This window comes from Streptomyces sp. DF42 (assembly GCF_058267695.1).
Map to the genome: position 1 here is coordinate 589511 of NZ_CM177859.1, position 20156 is coordinate 609666.

The following is a 20156-nucleotide window of genomic DNA, read 5'->3' on the forward strand; positions in this document are numbered from 1 at the left end:
AGTGGCGTCGCCGGGCAGATCCGTCGTCCTTCCCCAAATGTTGACGCATCTCACCGGCACCTGCCATGGCCTGGACCGGTTCGCCCCTCCCTGGCCATCGTCGGACGCCTGTCCCGCGCCAACCCTGGCCGATACGCGATTCCTCCCGCAGGCCGGGGCGCGTCCGCGGTTGGATGTCCTCATGACCACCGACGAGCACGCACGGTTCATGCGGGCCAACCGGGCGAACTGGGACGCCCGCACCCCCGTCCACCTCGCCAGCCGGTTCTACGGTCTCGACCAGGATCTCGACCCGGCGCGCTGGTTCGCCTCCTTCGAGTGGGACGACCTGGGCGAGCTGGCCGGACGCGACGTGCTCCACCTGCAGTGCCACCTCGGGACCGAGACGATCGCCTTCGCCCGGCGCGGCGCACGGGCCGTCGGCCTCGACTTCTCGGGGGCGTCGGTGGCCGCCGCGAGGGACATCGCGGCGAAGGCCGGCCTGGACGTCGACTACGTCGAGTCCGACGTCTACGACGCGGTACAGGCCCTGGACGGGCGGCAGTTCGACGTCGTCTACACCGGCAAGGGTGCGCTGTGCTATCTGCCGGACCTGGACCACTGGGCGGCCGTCGTCGCCCAACTCCTGCGCCCCGGTGGCCGGTTGTACCTGGTCGAGTTCCACCCGCTGCTCAACTCGCTGGGTCCCAAACCCGCTGAGGGCGAGGGCTCCGAACTGCTGCTGCGCCACGACTACCTGGCCGGTGACGGCGCCGTGCACCGGGACGCGACGCACACCTACACCGACGGTCCGGCCGTCGAGGGCGCCACCGACAGTTACGAGTGGATGCACGGAATGAGCGAGGTCGTCAACGCGTTGATCGGTGCGGGAATGGCCATCCGGGGCCTGCGCGAGAGCGACGAGCTGCCCTGGCCGCGGTGGCCGCAGATGGTCCGGACCCCCTCCGGCTGGTGGCGCCTTCCGGAGCCACGGATCCCGCTTCTCTACGGCCTGCTCGCCACCCGCTGAGCGGTTTGGCGCCGCACCCCCTGTGGTACGGTCCTGGTAGCACTTGTGTACGCCCCCATTGAGGGCGCCGGTGCCAGTTCCCTTTCAGTTCGCCGAATCGCCCGCCGTTGCGCGGCCGGCGCACCGGCTTTTCCGCACCACCTCATGACCGGCACGGCTGTGCCGTACCCGAGGTGATGTCTCTGCCGCCGAAGGCGCTCAGTCCGCCTTCGTCTCTTCGCGGCGTCACTCCTTCCTTCCGCATGTCTCATGCCATCCGTCCTCGAAAGGACCGACCACCATGACCACCACACTCGAACACCCCCCAGTCAAGCAAGAGCCCACGACCCAGGTCGCCACCGGTGTCCTCGACATCGACGCGAGCGGGAAGGGGCACCTGCGCTCCGCGAGCCTGCTGTCCTCGCCCTCCGACCTCCCGGTCTCCCCCGCGCTGATCCGCCGTCACGGCCTGCGCAAGGGCGACCTGGTAGACGGCGTACGCGACGGCCGGCGCGCCCTGACCGAGGTCGTACGGATCAACGGGCGCACGCCCGACGAAGTGCGCGGCCGCCGTCACTTCCGCGACCTCATGCCGCTCCACCCGCGCGGCCGGCTCCGTCTCGAACACCCGGCGGCCGGCCTGACCGGCCGCGTCGCCGACCTGATCACACCTGTCGGCAAGGGCCAGCGCGGGCTGCTCGTTGCCCCGCCCAAGACCGGCAAGACCGTGGTGCTCCAGCAGATCGCGGCTGCCGTCGCCGGCAACCACCCCGAGTGCCACCTGATGGTGGTGCTGCTCGACGAGCGCCCCGAGGAGGTCACCGAGATGCGGCGTTCCGTGCGCGGCGAGGTGTACGCCTCGACCTTCGACCGGGCCGCCAAGCAGCACATCGCGCTCGCCGATCTCGTCATCGAGCGGGCCAAGCGGCTCGTCGAGGCGGGCGAGGACGTCGTCATCCTGCTCGACTCGCTGACCCGGCTGTGCCGGGCGCACAACAACGCGGCCGCCGCCGGTGGCCGCACCCTGAGCGGCGGTGTCGACGCGACCGCGCTGCTCGGGCCGAAGCGGTTCTTCGGGGCGGCCCGGCTGGCCGAGGAGGGCGGCTCGCTCACGATCCTCGCCACCGCGCTGGTGGAGACCGGTTCCCGCGCCGACGACTACTTCTTCGAGGAGCTCAAGAGCACCGGCAACATGGAACTCCGTCTCAGCCGCGAGCTGGCCTCACGCCGCGTGTTCCCGGCCGTCGACATCAACCCGTCCGGCACCCGCCGTGAGGAACTCCTCCTCTCCGCCCCCGAGTTGACCGCCGTACGCGGTCTGCGCCGCGCCCTGCAGACCCGGGACGGCCAGTCCGGTCTGGAGACCCTGCTGGACCGCATGCGGGACACCCCGGACAACGCGACGTTCCTGCGCCGCATCCAGCCGACGCTGCCTGCCGAGTGACCCTGCCGCAGGACATGGCGTACGCCGAACCTCAGGTCACCGGCGGGTGCCCGTACCGGATAACCGCCTCAGACGTCGTGCGGCGGGCGCTCGAACGGCTCGAAGGACTCGTCGCGCCGGACCACGCACAGGGCCCAGATGATGAACCCCGACATCGCGATCATCACGACCGACCAGACCGGGTAGTACGGCACGGACAGGAAGTTGGCGATGACGATGAGTCCGGCGATGGCGACGCCCGCGACGCGCGCCCACGTCGCCGCCTGGAACAGACCGAAGCTGACGAGTACGCCGACCGCGCCCAGCACGAGGTGGATCCAGCCCCACCCGGTCAGGTCGAACTGGAAGACGTAGTTGCGCGTGTTGACGAACACGTCGTCCTCGGCGATCGCCATGATGCCGCGGAAAATGGCGAGCAGTCCGGCGATCATCAGCATCACGGCCGCGAAGACCATCAGACCGGCAGCCCAGTTCTGCTTCGTCGTCGGCGCGTGTGCGGTGTGTGTCGCAGTCATCCTGATGCCTCGTTTTTCGGTCGGTCCGGCGTGCTCAGCGCCCGTGGGGGGCGGCTGAGGCACCGGAGTGCGTCGCGGGACCATGGCCGGTCAGGACCAGGTCCTTGGCCCTGGCGAACTCCTCGTCCGTGATGTCACCGCGGGCGCGGATCTCGGAGAGCTTGGCGAGTTCGTCGACGCTGCTGGACTTTTCTCCGCCCTTGGCGGTGTCGCGGATGTACGAGTCGAAGGCCTGCTGCTGCGCCCGTGCCTGGGCGATCTCCCGGTGGCCCATGTTCTTACCGCGGGCGATCACGTAGACGAAGACGCCCAGGAAGGGCAGCACGATGACGAACACCAGCCAGCCGGCCTTGGCCCAGCCGCTCATGCCATCGTCACGGAAGATGTCGACGACGACCCGGAAGAGCAGGACGAACCACATGATCCACAGGAAGAACCACAGCATCGTCCAGAAGGCGCTCAGCAGCGGAAAGTCGTACGCGAGGTACGTCGACGCGCTCATGTCTCTCCTCCGGTCCCGGGCGTTCGCCCGCCCGCCTGTTTGTGCGGTCTCAGCGTGCCCACGGCAAGGGCGAGGCGGCCTCACCCGGCACGGGTGAGCGTCGTGGGCGGGAGGAGACGCCCTCGCCCTGGGCAGGCCCTGGTTCAGTGCGTGGCGGTGGGCGGGACGAGGTGGCGGCCCACTGACCGGACCTCCGCCGGAGCAGTGGCGCGAAACCGCGTCGGGAAGGCGTGGCGCGGTTCACGGGACCGCGTGCCCCGGTTCGTCGGCGGTGCGCACCCGGCTCCTTCGCGGCGGCCCGGACGAATGGGCGCGGCGGCCTCGGCAGTCCTCAGCGCAGATCGGGTTCAGACGCTCGGGTCGGTCCCGGGCCGCCCCGTGATGCCGGACTTGCGCAGTGCCGCCCGCCAGGCGAGGGCGAGCGCCGCCTCGGCCAGGCCGAGCAGCACGAGCCACAGGCCGAGCAGCCGGGTCAGTGCCCGGGCCGACTCGGCCGGCAGGGCGAGGACGACGATCCCGGCGACGATGGCGAGCACCGCGAGACCCAGGACGACGCCGCGGTGCGGCAACTCCTGGGCGGCGATGGCCGTGTAGAGCGTCAGGATGCCCGACACGAGCCAGACGACACCGACGATGAGCGAGAGCGCGGCGATGGTCTGCAGCGGGTTGCGCAGGCACAGCACTCCGGCCAGGACGTACAGGACGGCGATGAGCAGCCCGGGGAGCCGCTCCCCGTGCCCGTCCCGGGCGAAGACGGCGACGAACCGGAACGACCCGATCACCAGCAGGTACAGGCCGATGAGGACCGCCAGCACGTGCAGGGTCTCGTCCGGCCAGACCAGGACCAGGACGCCGGGCACGAGCGTCGCGACGGCGGAGCCGAGGATCCAGGTCCAGGAACGGCCGAGGCGCTCCAGCACTTCCGCGGAAGCGCCCTCCTGGTCCGGGACCGCCCCGTCGGGACTGTGCTCCGGTCCGGTACGCGGTGCCGGACCACGCGACACGGTCATGGCTCCTCCTCGCGTGATCGAGCGGTCGTTGCGGACCGCCGACGGGGCGGCGTGCGGGACCGCTCCGGATCAGGATCCCGCGCGTCGCCGCGGCACGGGTCACCCCCTACGGGTGATCCGGCGGCCCCGTCGTGCCGGTGGGGTGGGGTCCGGAGGCGCTCACCGCACTGCCGGCGCGACGGAACGAAGAGACGGACGCGAACGAAGAGACAGACATGACCGATTGTCAGGCTGCCCGGACGGGGTCTTCGCGCGACTCGCGTGCGGTCCGCGGGGCGTGGCGCCGGTGTTCTCGCGGGAGGTGCGGTCGGACGTCGTCGCGCGGGTGCCGGCGGGCGCGCCGCAGGGCCGGGCGCCGTCGGGGACCCACCCGCCGGATCCGAGGACTCCGGACCAGGAGGTTCAGCCATGACCACCACGAACTCCTTGACGGTCTCCCTGTCGCAGGCCGAGCGGGTGGCCTGTGGCAGGGACGCCCGTGGCCGAGCGCCGCGCTCGCGCCACGGCAGCTTCGAGCCGGGCCCGCGACGGCCCGACCCGATCGAGGTGCTAGAGCGCCAATCGGCCACTCGGGTACCGGAGTTGGTCCCGATCCGGTACGGCCGCATGCTCGAGTCGCCGTTCCGCTTCTATCGTGGTGCGGCGGCGATCATGGCGATGGATCTGGGCCCCGGACCGAACACCGGGCTGCACGTGCAGCTCTGCGGAGACGCCCACCTGCTGAACTTCCGGCTGCTCGCCTCGCCGGAGCGCCATCTGGTCTTCGACATCAACGACTTCGACGAGACCCTGCCCGGGCCGTTCGAATGGGACGTCAAGCGTCTGGCGGCCAGCTTCGCGATAGCGAGCAGGGCGAACGGCTACTCCGTCAAGGAGCAGGACGCGGCCGTGCGGACCTGTGTGCGGGCCTACCGGGAGCGGATGCGCGAATTCGCCGGCATGCGCACCCTGGACATCTGGTACGCCCAGGACGATGTCGCCGGCCTGCAGCAGCTGTTGGCCTCGTCGATGGACAAGAAGTCCCGGCACCGCACCGCCCGGGCCACGGAGCAGGCCCGCACCCGTACACATCTGCAGGCCTTCGCAAAGCTCACGCAGGCCACGGACGAGGGCCGGCGCATCACACCGGACCCACCGCTGATCACTCCGCTCAGGGATCTGCTGACCGACGCGAGGTCCGACGGACAGGAGAAGGAACTGCGGACCGTGGTGGAGGGATACGCAAAGACCCTGCCGTCCGAACGCCGGCATCTGCTGCGCCACTTCCGCCTGGTGGACATGGCTCGCAAGGTGGTGGGCGTCGGCAGTGTCGGCACCCGCTGCTGGATCATTCTCCTGCTCGGCCGCAACGACGACGACCCCCTTCTGCTGCAGGCGAAGGAAGCAGGGGAATCGGTGCTGGCCGCCCAGACGGGTGGCGACCACGACGACAACCAGGGCCGCCGGGTCGTGACCGGACAGCGTCTGATCCAGACCACCAGTGACATCCTGCTGGGCTGGACGCATGTGACCGGCCTCGACGGGCAGGGCCGCGACTTCTATGTACGTCAGCTGCGGGACTGGAAGGGCATCGCGCGGCCGGAGACCATGGACCCGCCTCTGTTCCGCCTCTTCGCCCGGCTGTGCGGGGCGTCCCTGGCGCGGGCGCACGCTCGTTCAGGGGATCCCATCGCCATCTCCGCGTACCTCGGCGGCAGCGACCGCTTCGACCGCGCGCTCGCCGCTTTCGCGCAGTCCTACGCCGACCAGAACGAGCGCGACTTCGATGCGCTGGCGGCCGCCTCCCGCTCGGGCCGGATCACGGCGCAGGATCTCTGAGCGCAACGGCCTGGGTCGGGTCACTCCGGCAGCTGACGCATCTCCACGACGCGCAGGCCCAGTGACCGGCAGCGGGCCAGCAGTCCGAACAGCTGCGCCTCGTCGATGACGGGACCGAACAGGACGGTCTGACCGGACATCACCACGTGATCCAGCTCCGGGAAGGCCTCGGCAAGCGCCTTCGACAGGTGTCCGTCGACTCGGATCTCGTAGCGCATGGGTCGTACTCCCGCGGGTGGCCTCGGTCAGTGTTTCAGAACGATCTTGAACGAGATGATCACCAGGCCCAGCAGCAGATTCACCGAGGCAGTGGTCGCGACCAGGCGCCAGGTGGCGCCGGTGCGGCGTGCCGCGGCGGCGGACCAGCCCACCTGCCCGGCCACGGCGACGGACAGTGCCAGCCAGACGGCGCCCTGTACGTCCAGGCCCAGGAGCGGGCTGAGGGCCACCGCGGCGGCGGGCGGGACGGCGGCCTTGACGATGGGCCACTCGTCGCGGCAGACGTGCAGCACGACCTGGCGGTCCAGGGGCCGCTGCGCCAGCCGCGCCCCGAACAGCTGGGCGTGGACGTGCGCGATCCAGAACACCACGCCGGTGAGCAGCAACAGCACCACCAGCTCGACGCGCGGGAAAGAGCCCAGGGTGCCGGCCCCGATCACCACGGAGGCCGCGAGCATCGATCCGTAGACGCCGCCGGTGTAGTCCGCGTGGTCCCGGCGCTCGGCGCCGCGCGCGCGGACCGCGGTGCCGTCGGTCCTGGACATCGGGGCCTCCCTGGGGGTTCACTGCGTCGATCCGACGGCTCCGGACGATGTATCGGCACCGGAATCTTCCGTACGCCGCTTCTGGCCGGCCGGCAGGCTGGAGGTGACGAGGAAACTGGCCAGCGTCACACCGCCGGTGGCGAGGATCGCCGCCTTCAGGCCGTCGAGCTGCGCCGAGGCGTACGAGTCCACGAGGGCGTCGACCTCGGACGAGGGCAGACCGGCGCTCTCGGCCGCCGAACGCACCTGCTCGGTGCTGACGAAGGAGATCCCCGACTCCAGAGCCACACCGGTCTGGGTGCGGGCCTCCTCGGACAGCCGGGGATCGTCGGCCACCTGCGTGGTGAACGCCTGGGCCAGTGCGCCGACGAGGATGGACCCGATGAGTGCCGTGCCCAGCGCGGAGCCCAGGTTCTGCGCCGTGAACTGCAGCCCTCCGACCTCGCTGCGCTCCTCCTCGCCGACACTGGACTGGACGACGTTGCCCAACTGCGAGGCGAGCAGGCCGGTACCCACGCCCAGCAGCGCCATGGCTCCGGCGAACTGCGCGTCGTCGATGACCGGGTCGATGGTGGCCAGCAGCCACACGATTGCTCCCACCAGCGTCAGCAGGGCCAGCCGGACCACCCGGCGCGGCCCCACCACCCGGCCCAGCGAGGAGGCGAGCACGGAGGCCGCGAGCATCGTGACGGACACCGGGAGCAGCCGAAGTCCGGTCTGGAACGCGTCGAAGCCCTGCACCACCTGCAGGTACAGCGGGATGACGAAGAACAGTCCCAGCAGGATGAGGTTCTGGCTCAGCAGCGTCATCAGACCGGAGCGCAGAGCCCGTTTGTGCAGCAGGGCCAGGTGTACGAGAGGCTCGGCGTCCTGCGCCTCCCGCCGCCGCTCCCAGTGGACGAACAGGGCGAGGACGACCGCCCCGGCGCCGACGACGAACAGCGTCGGGGAGAAGCCCAGGACGGTGAAGGGAGGGTTGCGGGGCTGTAGCCATCCCCAGGTACTGCTCTGCAGCACGCCGAGGACGCCGAGGGCCAGACCGCCCGCCGACAGCACGGCGCCGACTCCGTCCAGCCGGTGGCGGGGTCCGATCCGGACGGGTTCGGTGATCATCCGGCGGCAGCACAGGACGGCCACGACGACCACGACCTCACCGGCGAAGACGAGCCGCCAGGTGAGGTACGTCGTCACCCAGCCGCCCAGCAGCGGGCCGACCGCGATCCCCGCGCCGGCGAGTCCGCCGATGACGCCGTAGGCGACGGCACGGTCCCGCCCGCGGTAGGTCTCCGCGACGAGAGCGGCCATGGACGGCAGCACCATGGCGGCGCCGAGCCCCTCGATGACCGACCAGCCCAGCGCGAGCACCCACACGGTGGGGGCCACCGCGGTCAGGGCCGATCCCGTGCCGTAGACGATCAGTCCGATGAAGAAGAGACGGCGGCGCCCCACGATGTCGCCGAACCGGCCACCGATGATCATGAACGCGGCCATGACCAGCGCGTACAGCGTGATCACGGTCTGGATGGCGGTGACCTCGGTGTCGAAGTCCTCGACGAGCTGGCTGATCGACACGTTCATGACGGAGGTGTCAAGGACCATCAGGAACTGGGCCGTGCCCAGGACGATCAGAGCTCGCCATCGTGTCACGGTGTCCACCTCGCCGAGTCGGCCCGGAGCGGCGGTGGAGCCGGCCGCCATTCCCATCCCAACCGAGGAGGTCGTCCGGCGCCTCACCCGCCGCGGGCGATGCGATCCGTGTTCACAGCAGCCGCAGGTCCCGCGCACGGTGTACCGCGGCGCTGCGGCGGTTCACGCCCAGCTTCCGGTACAGGCTCTTGAGGTGTGTCTTCACCGTGTTCACCGACACGTACAGGTCGGCGGCGATCTCCTCCGTCGACATCATCTGGGCCAGCCGTTCGAGCACATCGTGCTCACGGCCGCTCAGCTCCTCCACGACGAGGGGCCAGAGGGGCATCCCGGCTCCGACCGGTTCGTCGTGTCGCCAGGTGCCGGGCACGAGCCAGCCCTCGGCCAACTGCTGGAGGGGCGCGGTGGCCAGGAGAGGGCGGATCCACTGTCCGGCTTCGAGGAAGGGCCGGCGCAACCGCTCGTGCCGGGCCTGCACGAGCGACTGTGCCACCAGTGCGCGGGCGGTGGCCGAATCCCCCGCGCCGTGCGCGGCCTGCGCTCTCACGAGTGCCGCCCGGACGGTCACCGCCGGACCGGTTCGGCTGTCGGCCCGGATGCTGTCGAGGAGGTCGATCGCGGCATCCGGACGGCCTGCGACGAGGTGGAGGCGAGCGGCCTCCACGGCGCACGCGGGCTGGCTGTCGGGAACGGTTCGGAGCAGCTCGGCGGCGGTTTCGGACCGTCCTTCGGCGAGGTGTGCGGCGGAGACGACCAGTACCGCGTGGCTCTCCGCCCACGGTGAGGCCACGGCGGTGGAGACCACCGGGGCGGCCGCCTCGACGGCGGCTCGCGCGTCGCCCCGGGCCAACCGGAGCCGCGCCGTGGCGATGGCCCGTCCGGCGGCCGTCACCGGGTCCGGTATCGCGTCGGGGAGTTCGGCTGCCTCGTCGAGGAGGGCCTGGGCCCGGCCCAGTTCGTTGCGGTCGACGGCCACGGCGGCCAGCACCAGTCGCTCGATGCCGGAGCCTGAGGGGTGGTCGAGTCTGAAGCGCTCCGTCTCGGTCACCGCCTCCAGGGCCTTGTCCTCCGCTCTGCCGGGCCAGCCGTTGAGGTAGTCGATCAGCGCCAGGTGGCCCATCGACTCCTCCCGGGGGAGCAGGGTCGAGACTCCCCCGGGCGAGCGGATCACCGTGGACAGAGCGGCCTGCGCCTCCTCGAACCGCCCTGCCCACAGTCGCGTCGTGCCCAGGTGGGTCATCAGGAGGGCGGGCAACTCGGGATGCTTGTCCAGCAGGTGTGCGGGAACGTCCTGTTGCGCCTCCTCGGCGGTTTCGGCAGCCTGTTCCGCCTGTGCGGGGGACCCGGTCAGGCGGGCGGCCAGGGCCTCCAGCAGCGCACAGCTCAGCTGCGCGGCCGCGGGGTCGGACAGGTCGCCGGTCAGCCGTTCCTCGGCATGGTGGAGGTGGGCCAGTCCACGGTCGAGGTCGCTGCGGGACAGGTCGCATGCGGCGCGCACGAGTTCCGTCGCGGGGCTCGTGGCATCGGGCCCCATCCGGGAGAAGAGCCGGGTCAGGTCCTCGGAGCGCAGACCGGTGAAGAACTGTCCGATCGCCAGGTCGTCCACGAGGGCCCCGGCGGTGAAGTCCCAGTCGCCCGCGGCGGCGCCGTGGGCGAGGGTCTCCGGGAGGGAGCCGGAGCGTTGCAGCCACAGGGCGGCCCGCCGGTGCAGTTCGGGCTCAAGACCGGGGCAGCGCTCGCGCAGATGGGCCCGGAGTATCTCCCCGAACAGCGGGTGCAGGCGGTACCAGGAGTGTCCAAGATCCTCGACGAAGGCGTTCTCGCGGTGCAGCCGGGCCAGGATGCGTTCGGCATCGGTCCGCTGCGTCAGGGCGTTCACCAGATCGGGGCAGAAGCTCTCCAGCACGCTGGCCCGCAGCAGGAGGTCCTCCGTCTGTTCCGTCTGCTGCTTGAGCACCTCGGCCAGCAGGAAGTCGGCGACCGTGCTCCGGTCCGCCTCGAACTCCTTGAGATACGTCTCCGGGTCCGGGCTCTCCAGCGCGGCCAGGGCGCACAGGCGCAGGCCGGCGGCCCAGCCCCGGGTGCGGTCCACCAGAGCGCGCGCCGCGTCCAGGGGAAGGCGCAGACCGTGCACCTCCAGCAGGTCGAGGGCCTCCTCCGGGGTGAAGGCCAACTCGGCGCCGCGGATCTCGGTCAGCGCGCCGGCCACCCGGTAGCGATGCAACGGGAGCATGGGTTCGGTGCGGGTGACGAGGATCAGCCGCAGCCCCTCGCCGGCGTGGTTCAGCACGAACTCCAGCTGCTCCGCGACCTCGGGCGCGCTCACGCGGTCGTACTCGTCGAGGACGACGGTCGCTGCCTGGTCACGGTCGTTGAGTTCACCGGCTATCGCCGACAGCACCCTGTGGTCCACGCGGCCGGCGTCCGCCGGGCGGGCGGCGGGGTCGGACAGCGGCATCCCGCAGACGCGCAGGGCCTGCAGGAGATAAGCCCAGAACATGCCGGGCCGCTGCTCGTCCGACTCGAGGGTGAGCCAGGCGACCGGCCGGTCCAGGTGTGCGGCCCAGTCGGCGACCAGCAGGGTCTTGCCCGCGCCGGCGGAGCCGTTGACCATGGTCAGCGGAGCGCCCAGAGCCTGGTCGAGGTGCCGGTTCAGCCGCTGCCGCCGCAGGAACGCGCCGGGCCTGGCCGGCAGCGCGAACCGGGTGCGCAGGAAGGGGTCCCCCAGCGGATCGACGCTTCCGTCGGCCGACGCCGGAACGTACTCCTCGAATGCAGACACGGCGCTCACCACCACTGTCCGTCATGTCATGGGCAGCGTTCCCCTCGCTTCAGGATCCCATTCTTTCCGGACATACGCCTGGCAAAGACGGCCGCATGGTCCCTTCGCACGGCCGGACGGCCCTGCGAAGGGACCATGCGGCATACGCGGATCGGTGGCCTTCTCGGACGACCACGCCCATCTCGTGGTCGAGGGAGAGGGCCGCCGTGATCAGGGCCAGAACCAGCGCCGCGGTCCGCGTGTCTCCGACCGGCTCCCGATCCCCGATCGGAGCATGGCGCTGCATGAGCGGCCCCTCCTTCCCGCCGGCGCGTCCCCAGGCATGCGAGCACCGCTGTTCCCGTCCCGCGCGCGTGCCCGTCCAACCTGGCAAGGCCCGATGGCGAAGGCTTCCCCCGTCGCGGGTGAATTCGGCCCACACCGTCGAAACGCTGAGACGCAGGTCATACCCGAAGAGCTGTCACACGTCACGGGCCACCCCTGTCAGTAGGTGTGTATCCGCAACAGGGCAAGGAGATCCCCATGGAACCGCGTCTCAACTTCTTCGGCCACCCCCTCGCGGGAAAGGTCCTGAAGCACATCAACTCCGCCAACAAGCTGGTGTGGGACTCGACCCTGCCGACCACGACGCAGGAACTGGTGAAGATCCGCGCAAGCCAGATCAACGGCTGTGGTTTCTGCACGGACATGCACACCAAGGACGCCACAGCCGAAGGCGAGACGGCGCAGCGCCTCAACCTGGTCGCTGCGTGGCGTGAGGCCAAGGTGTTCACCGAGGCCGAGCGTGCCGCCCTGGAGCTGGCCGAGCAGGGCACCCGCACCGCCGATGCGGCGGGCGGTGTCACCGACGAGGCGTGGGAGAACGCCGCGAAGCACTTCGACGAGGACCAGCTCGCAGCACTGGTCTCCCTCATCGCGGTCATCAACGCGTACAACCGTGTGAACCTCATCGTCCAGCAGCCCGCCGGGGACTACCAGCCCGGCATGTTCGGCTGATCGGCGCCCACCCTGCCCGCCGCCCACGGCCTGTCTCCACGCCACCCGATCCACGGCATGGAAACAGGCCACTGGCATCAACGGGCCCAGCACCGTCCTGGCTGTGGATCACGTCGCCACCGGGCTTCGAGTGCGGTGACGAGCCTGCTTGTAGCATGGTGATCCACATCTGGAGGACACCTATGCGCGCCGGGGATGACGCCGACTCTCTCGACAAGGCAACGAGGGATTTCATGGCGGCGCGTCCCCAGCTCTTCGGCATCGCCTACCGCGTGCTGGGCAGCGCCGTGGAAGCCGAGGACATCGTCCAGGACGCGTGGCTGCGCTGGCAGAGGACCGACCGCGCCGACGTTCTCGACCCGACGGCGTTCCTGGCCACGATCACCTCGCGGCTGGCGATCAACCTGGCTCAGTCCGCACGCAAGCGACGTGAGTCCTACACCGGGCCCTGGCTGCCGGAACCGGTCGACACCACGGCAGACCCGCAACTGGGCGCGGAACGAGCGGAGGCGCTCGACCTGGCGGTCCTCTTCCTCCTCGAAAAGCTGAATCCCGTGGAACGGGCCGCGTATGTGCTGAGGGAAGCCTTCGACTATCCCTACCGGCAGATCGCGGACATGCTGGAGACGAGCCAGGCCAATACGCGACAGCTGGTGAGCCGCGCCCGCAAACACCTGACGGCGGAACGCCGGGAGCCCGCGAGCCCCGAAGCTCACCGTAGGCTGCTGGAGGTGTTCCTCGCCGCGGCGCAGACCGGCGATCTGGCGGTGCTCGAAGACGTTCTCACGGCGGACGTGGTCAGCTACGCCGACGGTGGCGGCGTGCGCGGAGCATCCAGGATTCCGGTCGTCGGACGTCTGCGTGTCGCCAAATACCTCGCCGCCTTCGCCCCGCGCTTCTGGCCGCAGTCGGACGTCCGCTGGGTCGAGGCGAACGGCAGGCCGGCCGTTCTGGTCTCGGCCGGCGGAAACGCTGTGGCTCTCTTGTCCGCCGAAGTGTCGACGCGCGGCATCGAACGCCTTATGTGGGTCATGAATCCGGAGAAACTGGCGCCGTACGTGGCTTCGCAGGACAGCTGAGGCGGTCCGCCCTGCGTCACAGAAGGCGGCACTTGCCGGTCAACTCGTTGTCCGGAATCCCGGGTCCCCGAGTGCTGTCGGAGTGACGCGTTGAACGAGCAGTTTCGGTTGCCCGCATTGTCGACCGACAAGGACTTCGGCGGCGAATCCTTCGCCCCCATCTACACGACCACGGTGACCGTGAGCGGCGGGGAGGCAACTCATGGGCGGGCCTCGGGAAAAGCGCGCTCGGACGACGGTGTCCTGGACATCGACCTGCGCATGCCGGCAGAACTGGGAGGGGACGGCCGCGGAACCAATCCCGAGCAGCTGTTCGCCGCCGGATTCGCGGCCTGCTTCCACGGCGCACTGAGTCTGGTGGCACGGCAGGAGGCGCTCGATCCCGCCGCGATCTCCATTGGGACGACCGTGGCATTCGGGCGGGATCCGGAAGACGGCGGTTATCTGCTGCAGGTCCATCTGGTGGTCAAATGGCCGGGTATCGATCCAGGAATCGCCGCTCCACTCCTGGAGCAGGCAGATGCGCTGTGTCCCTACGCACGGATGGCCTCGCGAGGAACGCCGACAACCATCACGCTTGATTCCCATGGACGGTGACAGGGCTTCCGGCCCGCCCGAACCAGCCGCAGGCCGACAGGCATGAGCGAGCGACAGCACCGGTCACTGTCACAGAAACCCCGATGTTCCGGTCCTAGTGAATGACAACCTTGTCGATCGGAGAAGACCGTGGCTATCACCGAACAACGTCTTTCCACCATGGTGCTGGTGATCGGTACCGGCGGAGCCGGACTGCGAGCAGCGATCGAGCTGGCCGAGGCCGGTGTCGACGTCCTCGCGGTCGGCAAGCGCCCCAAGGACGACGCCCACACGGCACTTGCCGCCGGTGGCATCAACGCGGCCCTCGCCACCATGGATCCCGAGGACAGCTGGCAACAGCACGCGGCGGACACTCTCAAGGAGAGCTATCTGCTGGCCGACCCTCGCACCGTCGAGATCGTGACGCAGGGCGCCGCCCGCGGCATCGACGACCTTGAGCGCTACGGGATGGCCTTCGCCAGGGAGGAGGACGGCCGTATCTCGCAGCGGTTCTTCGGCGCGCACAAGTTCCGGCGGACCGCCTTCGCGGGCGACTACACCGGCCTGGAGATCCAGCGCACGCTGATCAGGCGCGCGGAACAGCTCGACATCCCCGTACTCGAGGGCGTGTACATCACCAGGCTCCTGGCGCACGACGGAGCGGTCTTCGGTGCCTACGGCTTCGACCTCACGAGCGGCAGGCGCTACCTGATCCACGCCGACGCGGTCATTCTCGCTGCGGGCGGCCACACCCGGATCTGGCGGCGCACCTCCTCACGGCGCGACGAGAACACGGGCGACTCCTTCCGCCTGGCCGTGGGGGCCGGTGCCCGGCTGCGCGACGCCGAACTGGTCCAGTTCCATCCTTCCGGGATCATCGAGCCGGAGAACGCGGCCGGCACGCTGGTGAGCGAGGCCGCCCGGGGTGAGGGCGGGATCCTGCGCAACGCCCTCGGGGAGCGGTTCATGACCCGCTACGACCCCGCCCGCATGGAGCTGTCCACCCGCGACCGCGTGGCCCTGGCCTCCTACACGGAGATCAAGGAAGGGCGCGGGACCCCCAAGGGAGGCGTGTGGCTCGACGTCTCGCACCTGCCACGGCGGACGATCATGACGCGGCTCCCCCGCGTCTACCAGACTCTGCTGGACCTGCAGATGCTGGACATCACGCGCGAACCCATCGAGATCGCGCCCACCGCCCATTATTCGATGGGCGGCGTGTGGGTGCGTCCCGAGGACCACAGCACCGATGTGCGTGGCCTGTACGCCATCGGCGAGGCGTCGAGCGGGCTGCACGGCGCCAACCGTCTCGGCGGGAACAGCCTCATCGAACTGCTCGTCTTCGGCCGCCTCACGGGCCGGGCGGCGGCCGCCTATTCGGAGTCCCTGACCGCGCAGCCACGCTCGGCGTCGGCCGTCGCGGAGGCCCGCGCCGAGATGGACGATCTCCTCGCCGCCGACGGGCCGGAGAACGTGCGTGCCCTGCAGCGTGCCATCCGCGACACCATGACGGAGCACGCCGGAGTGGTACGCGACGAAGAAGGCCTGCGCGCCGGGCTGGCGGAGCTCACGGTGATCGAGAAGAGGATGGACGACGTGGGCGTGCACCCGGACATCGCGGGCTATCAGGACCTCGCGCACGCCTTTGACCTCAAGTCCGCCGCCCTTGCCGCCCGCGCCACCCTCGAAGCGGCACTGGAGCGTCGGGAGACACGTGGCTGTCACAACCGCAGCGACTATCCCGACATGGATCCCGCTCTGCGGGTCAATCTCGTGTGGTCCCCGTCGACGGGCATCACCCACGAGAGCATTCCGGCGGTCCCGGACGAGATCGCCACTCTGATGGAAGAGGTCTCGACCGAAGGGAAGCTCGCCGAATAGGTCCGTGTCACCAGGACCTCACGGCCGCCTCCGGCCTGTGCCGGAACAGCGGAGTTCGTGGTCCCGGGCGCCACTCATCGGGGGAGTGCGTGGCGCCCGGGACCCGCACCTACGGGGTCTATGCGCAGGTGTGCATCCCGGGTTCCTCAACGGGGGTGAGCCGCCCGGAATACTGTGATCAACGTATCAAAACGTTGTTTGTCGCACTCGACATGTTGCGCGTGTCGCGAGCATCCATGCGCGGAGGAGGCCTGTCACGGACCTTCGCCGTCCGCCCCACGTTGCCGTCCGCCCCCACGTTGCGGCATCCGGGTGCTAGCAAGCCGCGTCATGGCCCGGTCACCGGCACGCACCTCGGACAGATTCCTACGTTGATCATATGATCACCGAATTCAGGTCCCGGACAGCCGTCTCCACCTGTGCCCTCTGCGTGGCCGGTGTCCTGGCTCTCGCGCCCGTCGCGGCCGCCGCCGGTGCGGAGCCCACCCCGCCCGGTGCGCCGCGGGCTGCGGCGCCGCAGCCGTCGTTCCTGTACCGCGAGGGCACCCAGGTCCGGACCCGTCGTGGGGCGCCCGGGGTACCGGAGGTCTCCGCGTTGTCCTGGCTGGTGGCCGACGCCGGCACCGGCGAGGTGCTGGCCGCGCACGACGCGCATCGCGGGCTGCCGCCGGCCAGCACGCTCAAGACCCTGTTCGCCCTCACCGTGCTGCCCGCCCTGCCCGCCGGCATCGAACACACGGTGAAGGAACGGGAGTTGGAGGACATCGGACCGGGCAGCAGCAAGGTCGGAGTCGCCGAGGGGCAGACCTACCGGATCGCCGATCTGTGGCGCGGAGTCTTCCTCAACTCCGGGAACGACGCCGTGGACGTCCTGGCCTCGTTGAACGGCGGCTGGCATGAGACGGCCACGCGGATGCAGGCCAAGGCCCGTTCCCTGGGCGCGCTCGACACACACGTACGGTCGCCCGACGGATACGACACACCCGGCCAGGTGTCGTCGGCGTACGACCTGGCGGTGTTCGGGCGGGAGGGACTGCGCAACCCGGACTTCGCGCGGTACTGCGGCACGGCCCTGGCGAAGTTCCCGGGCGGCAGCGGACGGTCGTACGACATCCAGAACACCAACCGGCTGCTGACCGGCGCGGACGGCGTGGAACCGTACCCGGGGCTGATCGGTGTCAAGAACGGCTACACCAGCAACGCGGGCAACACCCTGGTCGCCGCGGCCCGTCGCGGCGGGCGCACCCTCCTGGTCACGGTCATGAACCCTCAGGCGGGCGGCGGGTTCACGGTCTACGAGGAGGCACGCGAACTGCTCGACTGGGGGTTCGACGCCGCCGGCCGGGTCGAACCGGTGGGCTCGCTGGACGGGTTGCGGGTCAGACCGCGGCCGGGGCCCCAGGCCACTCCCGTGGCCGTCGCCGTCCCGGACGGCGGGCCGGGATGGCCCGCGGCGGGCGTCATCTCGGGTGCCGCCGTTCTGGGCGCAGGGGCAGTGGCGCTGGTGCTGCGGGGCAAGGGCGGTGTGTCGCCACGGAGTTGACCCACCGGAAGCCACAGCAGGAGGCCCAGGGTGATCCAGGTGTAGGTGTTGCTGCCGAGGAACCCGTCGATGCCGGACGCGTCGTGGAACCACAGCCACACGACGCTGGTGCACAGCACTGAGTACAGGGCGCCCGCCACGCGCGCGTGCCCGGTGCGGATCAGCACGGCGAACGACGGCAGCAGCCATACGAGGTGGTGCACCCAGGTGATGGGGCTGACGAGGCAGGCGGTCAGGCCGGTGAGGGCGAACGCGGCCGGCCAGTCCGCCGCCGCGACCGCCCGGCGAGTCCGCCAGGCCCAGATGCCGAGGACCACCAGGACGGCCGCGGCCCAGACCTTGCGGTCCACTTCGCCGAGGCGGGCCAGGATGCCCTGCAGCGACTGGTTGGAGACGTAGTCGAGGCGGCCCACCCGGCTGGTGTCCCACAGGGCCTCGGTCCAGTAGAAACGCGAGGCACCCGGCGTGACCCGGCCGGCGAGCGCGGTCGCCGCGGCCGCGACGGCCGTCGCGACGGCGGCGGCACGCCATCGGCGGGCGAGCAGGAGCAGTCCGATGAAGACAGCCGGGGTCAGTTTGATCGCGGCCGCGAGGCCGATGCCGACGCCCGCCCGGCGTTCCCGCCCTGTGCCGAGCAGCCAGGCGTCCGCCAGCACGAGGGCCAGCAGCAGAAGGTTGACCTGCCCGAAGCTGAAGGTGTCGCGGAGTGGTTCGAACAGGGCGAGCAGACAGGCGCCCAGGGCGCAGCCGAACCAGCCGTAGCGGCGCCATGCCCCGTCGGTCAGCACGTGCAGCACCAGTGCCAGGGCCGCCAGGTTGAGCAGCAGGGAGCCGACGATCGCGGTGTGCAGACCGACGAGGGCCATGGGCAGCATGCTGACGGCGGCGAACGGCGGGTACGTGAAGCCGTACGTCGTCCCCGGCACCTGGTAGTCGTAGATCCGTCCGCCGTGGTGGATCCAGCTGTTGACGGCCCCGTAGTAGACGCGCAGGTCGAACCAGTCGCGCAGCAGCGGCACGGTCGCGGTGAAGACCGTGACGGCGGCGGCGACGGTGAGGACCAAAAGCAGTCGGCCGCGGTCGGTGCGGGGAGGGGTCATGCGGTCCTTCATGCGGTCCTCTCCAGCGCGGGTGCCTGGGCCGCCTGGTGGACCTGCCACAGGACGACCACGGCCAGCGCACCGCCGGAGACGGCCAGCATCAACTGCCCGCTGTCGGCCGGTCCGCCGCTCGGCAGGGTGGCGAGCGCGAGCACTCCCGTCACGGCCGCCACCCGTTGCCGTACCGAGGTGGTGGGTGCCGCGGCGGCGATCAGGAACAGGCCCCACAGGGCGTACCAGGGGCGGATCGCCGGGCCGAAGGCGGCCACGGCGGCGAGACTCAGGCCCAGCGCGTAGACCGGGCGGGGGCGCAGCCGCCACCATATGGCCGCCACCAGCAGGGCGGTGACCGCGAGGCCGAGCATGTGCCAGGCCGGGAGGGCGAGGGGCGCGAGGTCGCTGCCGAGGTGCTCCAGCATGGCTCCGGTGGCACGTCCGAGGAGGCTGGTGAGGGCCCAGTTGTGCGCGGAGACCGGGGTGTCGAGGGCGCCTATCCAGCCGTAGCCCGTTCCGGCGAGGGCCGTCGCGGCGACCGTGGTGGCCGCGGCTGCGACCCCGGCCGACAGGACGGCCTTCGCCGGATGTAGCCCGGCGCGCACCTGGAGGACGACGACCGCGGCGAGCCCGAGCACGGCGGGCGCCTTGACCAGCGCGGCGAGCGTGACGAGTACGGCACCCAGCACCGGCCGGCGGCCGAGCGCCGCGACCAGGCCGACGCCGAGCAGGCCGAGCATGATGGCGTCGTTGTGGGCGCCCGCGACCAGGTGGAGCAGGACCAGCGGGTTGAGGGCGCCGAGCCAGAGGGCGGCGGCCGGATCGGCGCCGCTGTGCCGGGCGAGCCGGGGCAGCGCGGCCGCCATCAGCGCCACGCCGAGCAGCGCCACCAGCCGCATCCCGACCAGACCGGCGGGAAGCTCACCGCGGGTCAGGCCGGACAGTGCTGAGACGACGGCGAGGAACACGGGGCCGTACGGGGCACCGGTGTGCCGCCACAGCGGGGCGACCTCGTCGGCGAGCGGGCCGCCGAGCTGGGCGGGCCCGTGCGCGTAGACGTCCATGTGGGCGTCGACCATCGCGCCCTGCGCGAGGTAGCTGTAGACGTCACGGCTGAACAGGGGCGGGGCGAGGAGCAGCGGTGCGGCCCAGACGGCGAGCACCAGCAGCAGCTCGCGCGGCGTGGGCGGCCCGGCGCTGCGCACGAGCCGCCCGAGCAGCACCCAGGCGGCTATCAGCAGGACGACACCGAAGTACACCCCGACCAGGCCCAGGGCCGCGCGGGCGTTGGCCGGTGCCAGGAGGTCCCGGACGGGCAGGGCACCGGACGTCTCACCGCCCAGGGCGAGGAAGGCGGTGCCGGCCAGGCCCAGGACCTGACAGCGACGGAGATCGACGGGAAAAGCCATGGCCAACACTCGGTCAGCGTGTCAACGCCGGGTGGCCGGAAATTGACGCGCCGCCTTCCGGGCGGGGGCCTGCGTGTGTCCGGCGTGTGATCGCGCGCCGGGAGCGAT

16 protein-coding genes and 1 pseudogene are annotated in these 20156 nt (G+C 70.7%); 8 read left to right on the top strand and 9 right to left on the bottom strand.

The window, feature by feature from the left end; genetic code table 11:
- Window positions 1-181 precede the first annotated feature (181 nt).
- Window positions 182-1009 carry a class I SAM-dependent methyltransferase gene (locus ACYUED_RS02850; RefSeq protein ID WP_491290733.1) on the top strand — a complete coding sequence of 276 codons (828 nt, stop codon included), beginning with the start codon at window positions 182-184 and terminating at the stop codon, window positions 1007-1009.
- 280 nt (window positions 1010-1289) lie between these two features.
- Window positions 1290-2432: a transcription termination factor Rho gene (gene rho / locus ACYUED_RS02855; RefSeq protein WP_491290734.1), complete on the top strand. Its 1143-nt coding sequence runs from the start codon at window positions 1290-1292 to the stop codon at window positions 2430-2432.
- A gap of 68 nt (window positions 2433-2500) precedes the next feature.
- Here rho and ACYUED_RS02860 read toward each other — a convergent pair whose 3' ends face one another.
- From ACYUED_RS02860 to ACYUED_RS02870, 3 genes are all read right to left on the bottom strand, one after another.
- Entirely contained in the window at window positions 2501-2947 is a 447-nt protein-coding gene (locus tag ACYUED_RS02860) for a DUF7144 family membrane protein (protein ID WP_491290735.1), read from the bottom strand.
- A 34-nt stretch (window positions 2948-2981) separates the two neighbouring features.
- Window positions 2982-3449, bottom strand: a complete 468-nt coding sequence (locus ACYUED_RS02865) for an SHOCT domain-containing protein (protein WP_491290736.1) — start codon at window positions 3447-3449, stop codon at window positions 2982-2984.
- A 347-nt stretch (window positions 3450-3796) separates the two neighbouring features.
- Window positions 3797-4459, bottom strand: a complete 663-nt coding sequence (locus ACYUED_RS02870) for an HdeD family acid-resistance protein (RefSeq protein WP_491290737.1) — start codon at window positions 4457-4459, stop codon at window positions 3797-3799.
- A gap of 408 nt (window positions 4460-4867) precedes the next feature.
- Here ACYUED_RS02870 and ACYUED_RS02875 point away from each other — a divergent pair, with 408 nt between their 5' ends.
- Window positions 4868-6277, top strand: coding sequence for a DUF2252 domain-containing protein (locus ACYUED_RS02875; RefSeq protein WP_491290738.1), 1410 nt, complete (start codon window positions 4868-4870; stop codon window positions 6275-6277).
- A 20-nt stretch (window positions 6278-6297) separates the two neighbouring features.
- Here the strand turns inward: ACYUED_RS02875 and ACYUED_RS02880 are convergent, their stop codons facing one another.
- The 4 genes from ACYUED_RS02880 to ACYUED_RS02895 all read right to left on the bottom strand — a co-directional run bounded on the left by ACYUED_RS02880 (window position 6298) and on the right by ACYUED_RS02895 (window position 11470).
- Window positions 6298-6495 carry a DUF8691 family protein gene (locus ACYUED_RS02880; protein ID WP_491290739.1) on the bottom strand — a complete coding sequence of 66 codons (198 nt, stop codon included), beginning with the start codon at window positions 6493-6495 and terminating at the stop codon, window positions 6298-6300.
- A gap of 27 nt (window positions 6496-6522) precedes the next feature.
- Window positions 6523-7041: a hypothetical protein gene (locus ACYUED_RS02885; RefSeq protein WP_491290740.1), complete on the bottom strand. Its 519-nt coding sequence runs from the start codon at window positions 7039-7041 to the stop codon at window positions 6523-6525.
- A gap of 18 nt (window positions 7042-7059) precedes the next feature.
- A complete protein-coding gene (locus tag ACYUED_RS02890) occupies window positions 7060-8688 on the bottom strand; it encodes an MFS transporter (protein ID WP_491290741.1) in 1629 nt (542 codons plus the stop codon).
- Between the two features lie 112 nt (window positions 8689-8800).
- Window positions 8801-11470, bottom strand: a complete 2670-nt coding sequence (locus tag ACYUED_RS02895) for a winged helix-turn-helix domain-containing protein (RefSeq protein WP_491290742.1) — start codon at window positions 11468-11470, stop codon at window positions 8801-8803.
- 522 nt (window positions 11471-11992) lie between these two features.
- On the opposite strand from ACYUED_RS02895, the gene ACYUED_RS02900 reads away from it, so the two are divergent.
- The 5 genes and pseudogenes from ACYUED_RS02900 to ACYUED_RS02920 form a co-directional block, all read left to right on the top strand.
- Window positions 11993-12466, top strand: a complete 474-nt coding sequence (locus ACYUED_RS02900; protein WP_491290743.1) for a carboxymuconolactone decarboxylase family protein — start codon at window positions 11993-11995, stop codon at window positions 12464-12466.
- 182 nt (window positions 12467-12648) lie between these two features.
- A complete protein-coding gene (locus ACYUED_RS02905; RefSeq protein WP_491290744.1) occupies window positions 12649-13545 on the top strand; it encodes an RNA polymerase sigma-70 factor in 897 nt (298 codons plus the stop codon).
- A gap of 90 nt (window positions 13546-13635) precedes the next feature.
- Window positions 13636-14142 carry an Ohr family peroxiredoxin gene (locus ACYUED_RS02910; protein ID WP_491290745.1) on the top strand — a complete coding sequence of 169 codons (507 nt, stop codon included), beginning with the start codon at window positions 13636-13638 and terminating at the stop codon, window positions 14140-14142.
- A gap of 159 nt (window positions 14143-14301) precedes the next feature.
- Window positions 14302-16002 carry an L-aspartate oxidase gene (locus tag ACYUED_RS02915; RefSeq protein WP_491294809.1) on the top strand — a complete coding sequence of 567 codons (1701 nt, stop codon included), beginning with the start codon at window positions 14302-14304 and terminating at the stop codon, window positions 16000-16002.
- A 379-nt stretch (window positions 16003-16381) separates the two neighbouring features.
- Window positions 16382-17260 (top strand): annotated as a pseudogene (locus ACYUED_RS02920) (D-alanyl-D-alanine carboxypeptidase family protein); the annotation flags it as partial.
- A gap of 35 nt (window positions 17261-17295) precedes the next feature.
- On the opposite strand, the gene ACYUED_RS02925 reads toward ACYUED_RS02920, so the two are convergent.
- Together ACYUED_RS02925 and mptB are read right to left on the bottom strand one after the other, a co-directional pair.
- The gene (locus ACYUED_RS02925; protein ID WP_491294810.1) at window positions 17296-18645 is read right to left on the bottom strand and encodes a glycosyltransferase 87 family protein; all 1350 of its coding nucleotides are present in this window, start codon (window positions 18643-18645) and stop codon (window positions 17296-17298) included.
- A gap of 8 nt (window positions 18646-18653) precedes the next feature.
- A complete protein-coding gene (mptB, locus tag ACYUED_RS02930; protein ID WP_491290746.1) occupies window positions 18654-20048 on the bottom strand; it encodes a polyprenol phosphomannose-dependent alpha 1,6 mannosyltransferase MptB in 1395 nt (464 codons plus the stop codon).
- Between the last annotated feature and the right edge of the window lie 108 nt (window positions 20049-20156).

Excerpts from the sequence above, each read along its gene's own strand:
- ACYUED_RS02865 (WP_491290736.1), bottom strand. The coding sequence starts at position 3,449 with ATGAGCGCGTCGACGTACCTCGCGTACGACTTTCCGCTGCTGAGCGCC.
- ACYUED_RS02875 (WP_491290738.1), top strand. The coding sequence starts at position 4,868 with ATGACCACCACGAACTCCTTGACGGTCTCCCTGTCGCAGGCCGAGCGG.
- ACYUED_RS02900 (WP_491290743.1), top strand. The coding sequence starts at position 11,993 with ATGGAACCGCGTCTCAACTTCTTCGGCCACCCCCTCGCGGGAAAGGTC.
- rho (WP_491290734.1), top strand. The coding sequence starts at position 1,290 with ATGACCACCACACTCGAACACCCCCCAGTCAAGCAAGAGCCCACGACC.
- ACYUED_RS02915 (WP_491294809.1), top strand. The coding sequence starts at position 14,302 with ATGGTGCTGGTGATCGGTACCGGCGGAGCCGGACTGCGAGCAGCGATC.
- ACYUED_RS02860 (WP_491290735.1), bottom strand. The coding sequence starts at position 2,947 with ATGACTGCGACACACACCGCACACGCGCCGACGACGAAGCAGAACTGG.
- mptB (WP_491290746.1), bottom strand. The coding sequence starts at position 20,048 with ATGGCTTTTCCCGTCGATCTCCGTCGCTGTCAGGTCCTGGGCCTGGCC.
- ACYUED_RS02850 (WP_491290733.1), top strand. The coding sequence starts at position 182 with ATGACCACCGACGAGCACGCACGGTTCATGCGGGCCAACCGGGCGAAC.
- ACYUED_RS02880 (WP_491290739.1), bottom strand. The coding sequence starts at position 6,495 with ATGCGCTACGAGATCCGAGTCGACGGACACCTGTCGAAGGCGCTTGCC.
- ACYUED_RS02925 (WP_491294810.1), bottom strand. The coding sequence starts at position 18,645 with ATGACCCCTCCCCGCACCGACCGCGGCCGACTGCTTTTGGTCCTCACC.
- ACYUED_RS02885 (WP_491290740.1), bottom strand. The coding sequence starts at position 7,041 with ATGTCCAGGACCGACGGCACCGCGGTCCGCGCGCGCGGCGCCGAGCGC.
- ACYUED_RS02905 (WP_491290744.1), top strand. The coding sequence starts at position 12,649 with ATGCGCGCCGGGGATGACGCCGACTCTCTCGACAAGGCAACGAGGGAT.
- ACYUED_RS02870 (WP_491290737.1), bottom strand. The coding sequence starts at position 4,459 with ATGACCGTGTCGCGTGGTCCGGCACCGCGTACCGGACCGGAGCACAGT.